General features: G+C 33.5%; 10 protein-coding genes. 4 read left to right on the top strand and 6 right to left on the bottom strand.

Features of this window, described 5'->3' with window-relative positions:
• Nucleotides 1-165 precede the first annotated feature (165 nt).
• Entirely contained in the window at nt 166-2,358 is a 2,193-nt protein-coding gene (locus N4A45_02215) for a gliding motility-associated C-terminal domain-containing protein (GenBank protein MCT4664032.1), read from the top strand.
• Between the two features lie 62 nt (nt 2,359-2,420).
• On the opposite strand, the gene N4A45_02210 is transcribed toward N4A45_02215, so the two are convergent.
• The 6 genes from N4A45_02210 to N4A45_02185 form a co-directional block, all read right to left on the bottom strand.
• Nucleotides 2,421-3,053 (bottom strand): polysaccharide deacetylase family protein, encoded by a 633-nt coding sequence (locus N4A45_02210; GenBank protein ID MCT4664031.1) that lies wholly within the window; start codon nt 3,051-3,053, stop codon nt 2,421-2,423.
• 23 nt (nt 3,054-3,076) lie between these two features.
• Nucleotides 3,077-3,520, bottom strand: a complete 444-nt coding sequence (locus N4A45_02205) for a hypothetical protein (protein MCT4664030.1) — start codon at nt 3,518-3,520, stop codon at nt 3,077-3,079.
• Between the two features lie 81 nt (nt 3,521-3,601).
• Complete coding sequence (locus tag N4A45_02200) at nt 3,602-4,453, bottom strand: formimidoylglutamase (GenBank protein ID MCT4664029.1); 852 nt, start codon at nt 4,451-4,453, stop codon at nt 3,602-3,604.
• Nucleotides 4,446-5,735: a polysaccharide biosynthesis C-terminal domain-containing protein gene (locus N4A45_02195; GenBank protein MCT4664028.1), complete on the bottom strand. Its 1,290-nt coding sequence runs from the start codon at nt 5,733-5,735 to the stop codon at nt 4,446-4,448. Before N4A45_02195 ends, N4A45_02200 begins: the two co-directional genes overlap by 8 nt.
• Before the next feature lie 14 nt (nt 5,736-5,749).
• Nucleotides 5,750-6,571, bottom strand: a complete 822-nt coding sequence (locus N4A45_02190; GenBank protein MCT4664027.1) for a DUF2797 domain-containing protein — start codon at nt 6,569-6,571, stop codon at nt 5,750-5,752.
• On the bottom strand, nt 6,568-8,874 hold the full coding sequence (locus N4A45_02185; protein ID MCT4664026.1) for a hypothetical protein: 2,307 nt from the start codon (nt 8,872-8,874) through the stop codon (nt 6,568-6,570). Before N4A45_02185 ends, N4A45_02190 begins: the two co-directional genes overlap by 4 nt.
• Before the next feature lie 101 nt (nt 8,875-8,975).
• Here N4A45_02185 and N4A45_02180 point away from each other — a divergent pair, with 101 nt between their 5' ends.
• From N4A45_02180 to N4A45_02170, 3 genes are all read left to right on the top strand, one after another.
• Nucleotides 8,976-9,827, top strand: coding sequence for a UbiA family prenyltransferase (locus tag N4A45_02180; protein ID MCT4664025.1), 852 nt, complete (start codon nt 8,976-8,978; stop codon nt 9,825-9,827).
• 348 nt (nt 9,828-10,175) lie between these two features.
• Nucleotides 10,176-12,854: a DUF4832 domain-containing protein gene (locus tag N4A45_02175; protein ID MCT4664024.1), complete on the top strand. Its 2,679-nt coding sequence runs from the start codon at nt 10,176-10,178 to the stop codon at nt 12,852-12,854.
• 212 nt (nt 12,855-13,066) lie between these two features.
• Entirely contained in the window at nt 13,067-15,649 is a 2,583-nt protein-coding gene (locus N4A45_02170) for a choice-of-anchor L domain-containing protein (protein MCT4664023.1), read from the top strand.
• Nucleotides 15,650-15,700: the final 51 nt, after the last annotated feature.

The raw sequence follows: 15,700 nt of genomic DNA, 5'->3' as shown, positions 1-15,700 counted from the left end.
TTAAAAAAACAACAAGAACCTCATAAACAACACATTAAGTAAGTTGAATTCAGAAACATCCACATATCTGTCTATATAAATAACTAAAAATCAGACCAATAATTAACTACATTTGAATAGATAAGTTAATCCTTACCGCTAATATTAACCTTAATACTTTCTATCATGAAAAAAATAATCTCTTTACTTATTCTACTATTTATTATAAGTATAAATGAATCAAAAGCTTCCCACATATTAGGTGGTGAAGTCTATTATGAGTGTACTGGAGTACAAGGTACTAACAGAAAATACACTGTCACAGCAATCATGTATAAAGACTGTGGACCCACTTCTGCTAATTTCTTAAATATCAACCTAAAAGCAGTAAAACTAGGTCCCTCACCATCGACTGTATGGACATTCAATAAAAGTATTGATATCATTGAAGATATTGATTTCTCCGAAGTGGATGACTGTGTAGAATTCCCAACAGTTTGTGTACAAAAAGGTTCTTATATTATAGAAGATGTTCTTTTACCCACATCTTCGCACGGAATTTTACTGTCTTATAGTAGCGGAACACTTTCATCACAAATCACCAATATTCAAACTCCAAATAGTATAAATTTCGCTTGCGTTACCAAAATTCCTAAAACCTCCTTTAATTCCTGTGACGATAGTCCACGATTTAACAACCCTCCTCCAACATTCTTTTGTGAATATGCGAACTCCGTTGCAGACTTATCTGTAACTGATTCCACGGGAGACGATTCAGGAGAAGGAGCCTTTGCATTTAGATATAACTATCATCATCCTCTAAGAAATGATAATGGTCTTCCTCCGTATTTAAACACCATGCCTTTTGTAACAGGTTATACAGCTGCTTACCCAATAGGCTCTAACCCACAAATGAACCATAATACATTAACAGGATTGTGGCAGGGAACTCCAACAGAAATAGGAAAATTTATGGCTGGAACAACGGCCTATCAAATAGACGCAAACAACGACACAGTTGGATATGTACAAAGAGTTTATCGTTATCTTGTTGCCGATTGTAATATTAATGTTGCCATTCCAGGAGTAGTTGGCGGAATTGAAGCCATTAGTTGTGGTGATACAATAGTGAATTTTGCAAATAATAGTATTAACGCAGAGAATTATACATGGATTTTTGATGATGGAGACTCCACGAGTATTGAAGCACCTGTACATACATTTCCAGGCTTTGGTACTTATCATGTTAAATTAATCTCTTATTCTGATAATATTCACTGTAATGACACAACGATACTTCCTATAGTACTTGAAGCTCCTGTAGAGAGTGTGATCAACATCAATGAGCCCACTCAATGTCTTTCTAGAAACAATTTCAATTTTAATGCGATAACTACTTCGGGGCAATCTAGCTTAACCTACGTATGGGACTTTGGACCCGCTGCAACAAATCCATCTATGACTGGAAAGTATATAAGCGGTATTTCTTTTAATCAAGCTGGGACACACCAAATAACACTTACCACAATTTATAAAGAATGTCAAACTCAAACTTTTGCAGAAATAACCATAACAGAAGATGATCTCGCTCAAATAACAGGTCCAGAGTTCTCTTGTTTACCAAATGAGGTAACATTCTCTCCTTCTGTTATAAATCCAAACTATGAATACACTTGGTATATAGACGGACAGATATTTAAACAGCAAGAAGTAAGCTATTACTTTTCTGAAAACAAAATCGGTACGTTTGATATAAGGCTACAAGTTTTAGACAAATCGAATGGTTGTTCATCAGAAGATTTTGAGCCAAACTATATTACGACATACAAAGTACCTGAGGTAGAATACAATATTTCTGACACAAAAATTTCTCTTGAAGAAACAGTAGAAATTGAAACAGGTGAAGATTATGGTTATGATATCAAGTATAAAATAATTCCTCCTACAGGATCGAATCAGCCAATACACACTTTTGACACAGCACTTACATTTGAATATACTTTCCTTTCAGAAGGAGATTACCAAATTATTCAAACAGCAACCAATGTTTACTGTGAATCTGAAAACTTAAAAATCGTAAATGTAGGACCGAGAATTGTCTCACCACCAAATGCCTTTTCTCCAAACGGAGACAAAACAAATGATTTTTTCGTTATAGAACCTTACAACAACACAAATATTATTCTATCAATTTATGACAGATGGGGGAATAAAGTGTTTAGAAATGATCATTATGAAACATGTACCGAACAAAATTCTGCGAACTGCTGGGATGGAAATAGTGAAAATGGTGAATTTCTTGAATCGGGAACCTATTACTATGTTATTGAACTACAAAACGGATACAAAAGAAGAGGAACAGTTGCTCTTTTTAGATAACCTTAACTCACTTAAAAAAGGCTCTATTCATAGAGCCTTTTTTAAATTAATTTTCTAAAATCTCAATCATTCTCATAGGGCACAAAATGATATCCATTTGATAATGCCCATTCTATGAATTTAGGTAAACAATATTTTAATCTTTCAAATGCTTTTTGAGAATCGTGAAAAACAATAACAGAACCATTTCTGACTTTATTTTTAAGAATCTCCAAACACTGATCGCCACTCAAACTATTATCAAAATCAAAACTAATAACATCCCACATGATCACTTGAAAATTCATGGTAACTAAAAGCTGTTCTTGTTTTTTAGTCAAATGACCATAAGGTGGTCTAAACAAAGTGGAATTAACTATTTTCCTACAAGCCTCCACCTCTCTAACATACTCTTCTTTGCTCACTTTCCATCCATCTGCATGATTCATCGTATGGTTTCCTACTTGATGTCCTTTATCCAATATTTTTTGGTAAATCATCAGGTGATTTTGCACGTTTTTACCAATCACAAAAAAGAGTGCTTGAATTTGGAATGATTCCAAAACATCAAGCACCCATTCGGTAATTTCTTCAGTGGGTCCGTCATCAAATGTTATACATAAGGACGGCTGATTTTTATTTAATCTCCAAATACGATTTGGATAAATTTTTCTGAGCAAAAGTGGAGTTTGCGAAAGTATCTTCTGTTTATTCATATTTCAGAAACTCCTTCATCATCTTAATATTCAGAATCAAAAGACTCTGAGTTCTCGGATTCTTCCTTAATTTCTTTTTGAGCAATGAGTTTATTAAAAGATACGGATTCTTTTAATACATAAGCCTTTCTATACTCTTTCCCCATCGTATCCAAAAATGCACGAGCTTGATTACTAGAAAGAAACATTCCTAATTTCACCTTAAAATTTGGCTGATCATAAACAATATCCGATTTTTTCTCGGGGAAACTATTCTCTGCTTTACTTAAAACAGCTTGAGCTTTTGCTCGGTCTCCAGAAAACAATTGAATTCTATAAACATCTACTTTGTTATTCTTCTTTTTCTGTTTTTGATATCTCGACAATAGTTGATTGACTCTATTATCTACCTCTACAGCTTCTACTTGTCCAAAAGAGTTTAAAGAAAATAGCATGGTAACTATGAATAAAATAGATGTTAACTTCATTGTAATTAGATTTGTTTTAGACAAAAATACCTTTTTTCTTGTTAAACTCATAAGTCAAAATTAAATATCCCTATCTCCATCTTAATTCATAATAAAATGATATGCCAAATATGCTGCTAATCGAGCAGTGCGATCATCGATATCCAAAACTGGATTTAATTCAAAGATCCCTAAATGCTTCACTTTTGGAAATTCGTGCGCTTTCTCTATGAGTTTCCTCACCTGCTCTGGGGAAAAACCTTCTACTGCGGGTGCCGAAACTCCTGGAGCAAATGCCGCCTGGATCATATCTAAATCTAAACTCAAAATTACTTCATCAGATGACTCCGAAAGTTTATTAAGCTTCTCTTCAAAAAGTTGAATAAAATTCTGTTCCGAGATCTTTGAGTAATTTACAATATCAACAGAGTTCTCTTCGGCATAAGAAAAAAGTTCTGGTGCGTTTGCTTGGGTTTGAATTCCATACTCCACTAAATTCTGTGTGTCCAACACGTCTTCATTAATCAACCTTCTAAAAGGACTTCCACTTGTAAAGCATTCCTCATAAGGACGCATATCAAGATGCGGATCAATATTGATTACCGATACTTTTTTATTTTGAGCAATTCCTTTGGTGTAAGAATAAATAAAATCGTGCCCACCTCCTACGGCAATTGTTGGAGAGTTATCCTGAGTAGTTTTAGAAATAATCTCCACCACTTTTTGATGTTTTTCTTCAAGGTTCAAGCCCTCAAATTCTATATGATTTATTTGATTTTTAAGCTCTTGAAAATTTTTATCTCCATTCAATTTCTTAAAAAATATTTCAAAAGAAAAAGGTCCCTTACCGGCTCCTATTCTTCCTCCCACATTTTGAACTCCTTCATGGTCTGGGAAACCTATTATTTTGATATCAGTTTTCATAGACTTACTCTTTTTTTCTTTCTTAATCATTTTTTTCTACCTTCATTAACCTTTCAGCCCCTTGGCTACCGTTTGCATAAGCTCTTCTAAACCAAAAATAGGTAATTAGAGAAGTTAGCCACATGACCGATGTTGAAGTTATAGAAGCTCCAAGAATTCCATATTTAGGGATCAATAAGAAATTAAGTATGATATTCATCCCTATTCCGATCATATTGATATAAAAATTCACATGCATTTTTCCTAAAGCAGAAAGCATATTACTAAAAAAAACTCTAAAAATTAGTACCGAAACAACTCCAAAAGAAATAATCATCAAAAGTGGAAAAAACTGAGGCATTTCTGGACCGATGAGTTCTAATAATTTTCTCCCCAAAAAAAAGAAAAATAAGATTACCCCAATGGAAATACCACTCATGAGTTTCATAAAGGATCGGATATAACCTCGAATATATTTTCGGTCTTGAATTCGTTCTGTGAGCAAAACAAAATCTGTACTGGAAACCACTTGAGGAATAAAAATAAGACTAAATGGCAATAAAATAGCATATCGATAATAGGTAACTTGCTCAGGGTCTTTCAGTATTTCACCTATCATTAAGATATCTACTGATAAAATAAGCTGAGTAGCAACACCTGCAAGACTTGCAAATAGTCCATAACTCCAATATTTCCTATTGATCAAAGTTTTTGGTTGATTCTTATTTTTCTTTTCTTTTATTTTTTGCTTAAAAATCCACCAAGTAATAAAAGATGATAAAACAAACGAACTCACAAAACCAATCGCCCCAAAAAAGTAGCTTCCAAAGGAGATAAAAAGAATTTGTAAAAAAGCCCTACTTTTTTCTGCTTGAGCAAACAAATCATTTTGATGAAAAAGGCGAAAACGTATTTGTAGGAGTTCAAAATAATAATAGCTAATAAATATGAGCCCTAAAACAGCTAAATAAAAAGGAGTGTTTGAGAACTCAAAGGGAATGAGAAAACTGATTAAAACAGTGAGAACATATTGCAAAACAACTAACCAAGCACCCTTTTTCACGGTAAAATGATAGAGCCTTTCTTTCTCTTCTTGATCTTTTGTTAAGGTAGCATATCTCAATAGACTCTGCTCTAAACCTAAACCCGTTAAAGGCATCAAAAAATTGACAATTGTGAAGGCAAAGAGCGCAACTCCAAGTTCTTTTTCATCAATAAATTGATAAGCAATCCAAGAACCCAAAAACGAAAATCCACGAGAAAGAACTGTAGCCGAAAATATAGAAGCTCCTGCCCTGTTTCTAAACTGCTTTATGAATGCTCGAATATTCAATCTACAAAGATTTTTTAATATTCAATTTCAATTTCATAAGCCGTATGCGCACGCATATTCATTACTTTCTGGTCTTCAAAAAGTAAGTATTGCCCTTTTATTCCTATTAATTTCCCCTCGATCACGGGAGTTTTATCGAGTTTCATAGAACTTACTTTTTGTAAAGGTGTTAAAATGGGAAAATCCAGTATTTGTATCGGTTCATTTTTTAATACAAATGGCTCAAAATCTGAAGGTATTTTCGCAATTAACTTATTACGTATGGCCTCCATTTCTTTGAGATCAAAAGACTGGTTTTTAATCATATTCCGCCAGTTTGTTTTGTCTTTTACAAAATCTTTTAAAGCGACTTCTATAAGCCCTGCTGCCTGACGATAAGGTGTTTCAGCTATTTTCACTGCGGCTATTGCACCTTGATCAATCCATCGGGTAGGAATTTGAGAATACCTTGTAACACCTACCTTAAAATCTGAGGTAAAACTCAAATAAACAAAATGTGGTACTACATGATTTTTTAGTTCCCAATCATAATCACGACGAGGAATTCCTAAATGAGCTGTAGAGAGTTCTGGTTTTACAATACTTTGATCTGCCATAGGTGAAGTTTGAAAAGCATCCCAAGACATTCCTTCTCCATAAGCTTTGGGAATCTTTTTACCAGTTATCACACAATGAATATTTCCTGTAAAGCTAATTTTTATATTCCTTGAAACTAATTCATTAAAATCAATAACTTCTTTTTGAGCATCCAAAACATCATACAATCTCAATGAGTAGCAAACTTGATTTCCATCCAAGCGCACTTCTAGTTTTCTAATATTTCCTTTCTTCATCATAATTCAAAGGTATTATAATAGCTTAATATATCTACTCCTTCCACTTGTAATTGATCTTCTGGATTTTCTTTTATAAATTCAAAATACAAAGTATCTCCAGGTAATAAATGGTAGAAATCTTGTGTAAATTGTCCTTGTTGATCACACTTTATTCCTGTAAATGGCATAAAAGTATTTGAGACAATCTTTATTCCGTTTTTCTCTTTTTTATACAAAAAATCTGTTAAAGGAAGTTGGCGATAATCAAATCTAAATACCTCTCTGTAAGCCAATGATTCTCCATAATTTATTTCAAGAATGGCATTACTCATTGCTGCCCATTTTTTTGGTAATGCTTCGGGAGTTAATGCTAAAATTAATTCTTCTTGTTTTTTTGGCAACTGTATATTTTGTGATATTTCATTAATAATATGACCTTTTTGATCTAAAAATCGGATTATTACTTGGTCATCAAAATCTGTATCGCCAAGATTTTTCAAACGATATTCACATGCTTCCTTTTCTCCAATCTTCTCTATATATACGCCCTTTCGTTTTTGCATATAGTAGCTCATTTTAGGAATTTGAAAATAACTCATCAAGCTAGATTGAATAGCTGGCCAAGTATCTTTTAAATGAACAGGAACAAATAAAGTATGTGGATTTTTCTTTAGCTTCTGTGCTATTTGGTTCTTCAAAAAAGTTCCTTGCTGTATTTGAGAATAATACATAAGCCCCTCTAAATCGCTTGGAAGCGGATGTTCTTTAATGATTGTTTGAATCATGGAATCCATCGTTAGTGCCAATGGTGGCAGCCTTGTCCACCATGTATTTCCATACAAATCTCTTTTAGATTCTTGTGTCCAAACGGGGAGTTTTTGAAAACTGGGAAAAGAAAAATGAGATAATTGAATAGGGGCATCATTCCATACAAAACTCGAATTCGGAATATATTCTAGATTACTAAAAATGTTTGTCAAACGAGGGAGTTCTTGTTCAAAAATCTCATAATGAATAAGTCCCGATAGTGAATCATTTAAAACATAATCTTTCTCTGAAATTCCACCCAGAGACAACACAGAAGGATGTCCTCTATATGTTTCTAAAAGTGAAGTATAATTTTGTCTAAGATGAACTTGATAAGCCGCCGTCCATTTCTGCGGGAGTTTTCCTAGTGGAATATCTTGCCAAATAAACACCCCTTCCTTATCCGCAATGGCTAAAAGCGCCTCTCTTAAATAGTCTTCTTTTGACGAAATTCTCAAACAATTAAAACCCAATTTTTTTATTTCCTTTATTTGCCATAGGAATTCCTCCTCTGTATCGGGTTTTACCCATGAAAAAGGAGCATACCACAAGGCTTTTACAGGTGTAGATTTCCCATTGAGTACAAACTCTATTTGATTATCGTTGTTTTTCCATTGTAGATACTTTAGACCAAAATCAAGCGGTTTAATTTCAATCAATTTTTCATTGGCATACACTTCAAGTACACCATGATATAGTTTTGCAGTATCTGCCGTATTATGATCCCAAGGAAACCAATATTCTGGATTTTCAATTTGAAAAGGTAGGGCATATAAGCCTATTTTTTTTTCAGCAAAAGTTTCGGCACGATACTCCTTCTCGTCAAATTTCCAAACAAATTCGAGTTTTTGATTTTTAAAACTTTCAAAAGGAATCATCCATTGAGCAATAAGCTTATTTTCCTTTTGCTCTAAGAGTTTCAAAAATGGTTTTTGAGCATTTACTGTGTTGGAAAATTTAATTTCCCAAGTATCTAATACACCATAATTCTCAATCAAAGGAGTCCAATTATTCCCTCCAGAAAAAGGTGCTTTAAAATGATCTCCTATCGCTGTTTTTTTAAAGTTCAATTCAAGAATATTATTCCCTTCTTGTAAAAAATCCTTGAGATCCATTTCTTCTTTTGCCAAAAAATCAAAACCATAAGGTAGTTGTTTCCCATTAAGAAATATTTGGCATTTTCCGTTTATTTTCCCCATCGCAAGGCGAATAAAACGATATGCTAATTGTTTTTTAGTTATTTGAAAAGTTTTCACGAAACGATATTTAGAAATATCGTATTGTATTTTAGAAATATCGTCATCATAAAAAGGTTCGGGGATTTCTTGTGCCTTATTCAACTCATCTATCACAGAAAATGGCAAACTTAGATTAATCAACGTATCTGAATCCAGTAAACAATTCCACTGCTTGTTGATTGTCATTTTTGCATTGTCAGCTATGGGTTCACTTTTACAAGCAAACAACAATAAACTCAATACAATTCCCCAAAAAACTAAACGGTATTTCTTCATCATTTTTTACATCTATATTGGCAAGTTAAGATAAGAATTCTATATTTGAAAAAAAACATCCACATTTGAAATTTTCAAACCAATTTCTGAATATTCTAAAAAGTATGCGCTGGACAAATTTGTCTTTAATGGCGTTTTTTATAATTTCCTTTCATTTTGTGGCATTTCCGAAATTTATAGAACACTCCTTCTTTACGGATTTTGATTTTTTCTTACTCGCTTTTTCATTTATTCTCAGTACAGGTACAGGATATTTTATCAATGATTTTTATGACCAGCAAATAGACCAAATAAACAAACAAAAGAATTTCATTTTTGGAATGCAAAAACGAGTGGTTTGGCTTTATTGGTTTTTTCTGAATTCAATAAGTATTTTACTTGTTTCTTGGGTACTCCATAAGCAAAACCATCTTGAACTTATTCTAGTTTACTTTTTCGCTCTTTGGCTACTTTGGCTCTATTCGGCACGTTTAAAACGCTGTTTTTTTTGGGGAAATTTTACGGTGAGTTTTCTTATTGCTTTCATGATTATTTTTTTGATTCCATTTTATGATATTTATTTCCAAAACAAACTACAAAGCGTCATTCTTCCCTATCTTTTCTGGTTAAGCTCCTTAGCATTTCTTTTAAATTTAGCAAGAGAAATTATCAAAGATTATGAGGACATCGAAGGAGACCAAAAAGAAAAAGCACGTACAATTCCTATTATTTTAGGCAAAAAAAAATCGAAAGGAATTATTTTAGGAATATTAATTCTCTGCATTTTAATCAATATCATTTATTTTGTTTCAAAAGACCAATGGCTCAATGCACTTTTATTTTCTTTGATCATTAGTCTCAATTTTCCCTTTTTATATAAACTCTCTGACACAAAAGGAGCAAAAAAACTCTCATTAACTCTTAAAATAAGTATGTTTATGGGGATTGTCAGTGGTATTTTTTTTATTTCAAACTAAAATCGTTTATTTCCCTATCTGGGAATTCGCATAAAATTTTATAATTAACCACCATTTATCAAGACAAAACAATACTATAACATGTATCTTTTGTAATATTTTCAAACCAACATATATCACATAACGCACCATAATTAACTTTAAAATAAATAATTAAGTGATTTATTTTTATTATACTTTTAAATAAAATATTTAATGTATATTGCAAAGACTCGTATAAAACTCTAACAAAAAATCATCCTAAACAGAAAAAGATATTTTCTATTTGATCTCCATTTGTGCATATGTCCTTATTAGAATTTTGCACAAATCAAATATCCATATCAGCGCTCTGTTTAGATCCTTGACATGAAGACTCTTAACCTACTCCTCCTCAAGGTTTTTTGCGGAATATTATTTTCAATAATTCCCATCCAAACCTGCCTAGCTCAAAGTAATTTTAGTATCCAATATTCTGGAATTGCCCCAGCAGACATCTCTCCTTTTCAAACAAATAAACTGGGAAATATTGCCATTTCTAATCCCGAACGTGGTTTTAGTATCAGAGCCGGTGTGATTGATATTTATTCTCAAACAGATTTCCCAGATAGCAACTATTTTGAAAATATTTCTGGGAACTATCCAAATCCTAGAATTCCCTTGAACTCTTATCTCGGTAATTTTGAAAATGATGGAATTAGCCTTGTGGAAACAGAACTTTATATACATTATAAAGACAGTTTACAAAATAATACTGCAAGTTTATCAAGCTCAGACTTATTGAAACCTAAAAACGAAATCCTTCCCATTCTAGAAAGTCATGGATTAAAAATGCACTTAATTTTAAATTCTTCTTTTGAGTATCAAAAAAATGGAAGCGATGGCGTAAGTTCTGTTTTGAGCAACAATGGCGTGAGGCTCAATAGAAATATTGCTTATCTCCAGGAATCACAAACATTATTCAGTGAATTAAACACGCATACTGCACTGGTTCATTTAGGATGGATCAATCATCCATGGGATTTTAATCATTATCGATTAAGTGGACACTGGAAAAGAAGTAATTTCGAAATGGGAATCAACTACCCCATTGGAAAAATAAAAAGAGATATTGAGTATTCAAACTATCATGGTACAAAACGAAAAAGTACACAAAGATCTTCTTGGGGACAAGTGCATGGAGAAGCAAGTGCATGGGAGTTCCAATCATCTATCAATCATCTAAAAAAGAATATCTTAAATAAAACACTATCCATATTTCCAACACAAAAAATACTCTTAAAATCCACCTATGCCATCGCACAACATATTGGAAATTCTATAGGAGTTACAGTTCCTTATGGAGCGACATATCCTGTAAATAATATGCATAATACCATGCTCGGTCCTTTTAACACAGGAATAACACATGATAGTGTAAAAAACCTTAAAGACGAACAAAATTTTCTCAGATTTGGTTATTATGATCATGCTTTTGGAGGAGATACTTATGACTCCTACTGGACGATTTGCAATGGAAAAGCACAAGAAATAACCTGGACCAGTGATATGCCTACGACTATTGGAATAGACTGGGCTAATAATTTATCGCATACAGATGCCTTTAATTTAAGGTACTATCGTCAAAATCTTTGGATGCATGGTGAAATGCCTACTTATGAAACACCAGACCCAATAAATAATGTTTCCCACAATCCTTCGGCATGGTTTACTTCGTCTTTTAATAGGAATTTCTCCTATCTTTTTCATTGGTATGAATCTACAACTGGGATAAAAAACCCACAATATGACTGGGAAACTCATGAAGGAATGTGTAGCGGAAAGCTTCAAGATGGTTTTTACAGTGCCCTAAAACTAAGATATTTCAATTATACCAGCTTTAATATCACTCACAACAACCTGCTTGATGGAAGAAGTCCTTATGAAATGCCTGATGGTTATACTCTTCCTCCAGATTCCTTAGATATGCAAGCCTTAACGGGAGCTGGAATTCCTAAAAAAGATAGTACAGCGATTAGTCAATGGAAAAAAAGAACCTTGAGCAAAGTAGAGCTTGAGCAATTTGGAATGCCCATTTCCGACCGATATTTTAAAAACAAGACGGGAAATGACACCACAAGAAGTGCTTATGAATACATTAGAGATCATTTAGGATATCGTTTGGAACTTCAAAAAACGGATTTCATTTTCAATACAGATCACTTAATGATCAAAACAGACCTAATTAATAGAGGTTTTGCTGCTCCACAAAATAAAAGAGCGCTTTATTTTGTAATTCTTGATGAAAACGATGAAGTGGTGCTTTCTACTAAGACACACTATGATTGGAGAAATTGGCAACCAGATACCTTTGCCATTCCTATGCTCAACTATCATAATGTGGGCGTATCAGGAATCCCTTCATTAGATAGTCTCGTTATTGGTGGTATTCCGCTTGGAGACCAAGGTACATCTTGGCATCATAACCCCATTAACACCAGCTACAAACCTATTGTTTATTCTCTAAAAGATACTTTTAACTTAGCGGGTTTACCTCATGCTTATTACCAACTTGGAATCGTATTACCAGATCCCGAAACCTCTTTGCATGACAAACCCAAATATGCCGTAAGATTTGCCAACCAAGCTAAGTATATTCCATGTTCTGCCATTACTGTTTTAGGGAGTTTCTGGACAGGAACAAACACTTTTTCGGATAAAGATGCGGATGGAATAATGGACAGCGATGATAATGCGCCACTAAACCCCATACAACTTGCCCAAAACCCTATAACCAATCCAAACACGAATTGTAGCTTACCCTTTTATCTAGAAGTAGCAAAACAAGAAAACATTCACAATAAAACAACCAATTTATTAGAAATAAGAAACAAAACGATCTTGGCTCCTGAGCAAACTACAAAACTAGAAATCTATTCTTTAGCAGGTAAATTAGTAAAAGGAAATAGACAAAACACCATAAGTATAGAGGGTATTCTACCCGGATTTTACTTAGTAAAATATTATATAGACGGGAAATACTTTGCAGAGAAAATGGTAATCAAGTAGATTACTCAAAGTATAGTTAGCATCATTAATAACTAATAAACAACACCTTAACACTCGAGTCATTAAATAATATATCGGGGCAAAAATGTGGATACTTTCACCTTTGCCCCTTTTTCGTTTTTATAATAAAAAGCAATAACTTATCTTTGAAAAAGTAGTATTTTTGATAACTTACAATAAATTAGGTTATCCCTAAATTTCAGATAAACATTATGAAGAAGTTTTTGTTTTTTATTTTTTCAGTTTTTTATTTCCAATTTTCTTTTGGGCAGATTACGTTAGATCAAAACCAACCTAATAGTATCGTCCAACACCTTGTTGAAAATGTACTTGTAAATACAAGTGTAACAGGAATACAAGTTTCTAATGTAACTTTTAGTTGTGGTGACACTAACCAGATTGGGTACTTTAACAATGCCACGAATGACATCTTTATGGAATCTGGTTTTTTTATGTCCACAGGTGGTAGTTCTCAAATTACATCAGGAGGTATAGCTTCAAACAGTAACTGCGCAGATGACGCTGATTTGGTTGCTCAGCTCCAAATGGTAAATGCACAAAGTCTTCTTACCAATAATGAAATTGTGATTGAATTTGACTTTATCGCTTCTGGAACCAGTGTAGAGTTTGAATATGTATTTGGGTCACATGAGTATCCTACATACGTCTGTTCTCAATATAATGATATTTTTGGTTTTTTTATCTCTGGCCCAGGAATTACTGGTCCATTCTTAAATCAAGCGATTAATATGGCTAAAGTTCCTGACCCTTCGAACCCTACTACCTATACAAATACACCTGTAATAATAAACACACTAAACAATGGAACTGTAGGAGGTAACGGTTCTTTACCAAATTGCAATAATATTGATCCAAATTGGCAATCATACTCGATATTTTTCAATGACAATGTAGGCTCAGCAACAAGTTCAAATATTAATTTCGGGGGCTATACCAAACCTTTAAAAGCTGTCGCCCCTACTATTTGTGGGGAAACATATCATCTAAAACTTGCAATAGCAGATGTTCATGATGGAATTCTAAACTCTGCCGTTTTCCTAAAAGAAGGATCATTCAATGTAGTAGCGGGTAGTTCTGAGCTAGAATCACAACTAGAAGGAAGTGACTCCATCTTGATTGAAGGATGTTATCCAGGTCAAGTAATCGTAAAGCTTGATCAATTCTCTCAAGTGGCGGATGCCGAAATCTTTGTAGAAGTAGAGGGTACTGCTCAAGAAGGAGTAGATTATCAAGACATTGTAGATACTTTAGTCATTCCTGCAGGAGATTCTGTGGGTGCCATAGATGTTGTTACCATTGTAGATAATCAATTAGAACTTGATGAAACGGTAATTATCAGAACCTTTATTTGTGATGGAATACTTTCTGAAGATACTTTTGTCATTTCAGATCCCGATAGTATTTTTATCGACCTTCTGTCTCATGACACCTTAGTATGTGCAAATTCTGGTAACCCTATTCCTGTTCATGCTATTGGCTCAGGTGGTTATACTCCTTATAATATAGAATGGTTTTACAAAGGAAATCTAGAAGGAACAGGAGAAAATATTATTTTAAATCCACAAGATTCAGGAATGCACATTGTAAAAATCACTGAAGATTGTAATTACGAAGCGTTTGATACTTTTTATGTAAACTATATTCCACCTGTACCTACAGCATCACTCAGTTCTTTTTTCGATCTTGAAACAGACAAAGTTGTAGAAGGTTGTGAATACGGAAAATTAAATATCAAGCTCCCAAGAGCTTTTGAGAATGATACCACATTTGCTTTTCAAATTGTTGGAGGATCAGCGGAAGAAGGAGTTGACTTCTATCAGATTCCAAAATCAATCACTTTTCCTGCTGGTGTAACTGAAAAATTTATTCAGATAGAAGCCATTGTAGATGGAATTTTTGAAACAGATGAAGATATTCAATTCTATTTCCCATTCTATGATGCCTGTACTACAGAAGACAACCCTCTCACGGTTACTATTGTTTCTAATCCTGTTTTGAGCACCGATATGCCAGACAGTGTGTATGCTTGTAAAGGAGAACAATTTACCGTAGATCCAGAAATCTATGGTGGAATAGAGCCTTATGCAGTAGAATGGAGTAAAAACGGACAAGGAGCTTGGACTTCTAATAATCTTACTCAAACCGCAAATGCATCTGGAATGTATTATATAAAAATAAAAGATGCTTGTGACTATCAAGTAAAAGACTCTATTTACATTGACGTACCAGAATATGTAGAACTTAGCCTAACAAGTGAGTATGCTTCTAATATTACTATGTGTAGAAAAGATGACCTCACACTTTCTGTTGATGTAGAAGGTGGAATAGGCGGAATAAGTTATACATGGCTAAAAGATGGAATCCCGGTTTCTACCAAAAAAGAGTACGAAATAAGTGAAAACAAACCAAATATCTACAATTTCGCTTTAGTTGCAAGAGACAGTTGTGGAAATACAGAATCTAAAAACTTTATCGTAAAAATAGAACATTGTGAAGTACCGAATATTTTCACGCCAAATGGCGATGGAGTAAATGATGCATTCAAATTCGAATCAAAAGATATTGAAACATCCATCTCTCTAAGCATCTTTGACAGATGGGGAAAATCGGTCTTTAGCAGTAATAATTACGAAACTTGTAATAATGACAACCTCAACTGCTGGGAAGGAACACTTCCGGGGACAGATAAAGAGGCACCAGAGGGAGTTTATTTCTATGTTGTAAAATACGAAGATGAAAGAATTATAAAAGGAACCTTCCAGCTTATGAGATAGGTATGGATTTTGATATAAAAGCGTATGAAATTCATACGCTTTATTTTTTTT

This window comes from Flavobacteriales bacterium (genome assembly GCA_025210805.1).
Taxonomy (GTDB): Bacteria; Bacteroidota; Bacteroidia; order Flavobacteriales; family CAJXXR01; genus JAOAQX01.
The sequence above is the reverse complement of the archived record's forward strand: the minus strand, read 5'-3'. Positions and strand labels throughout refer to the sequence as shown.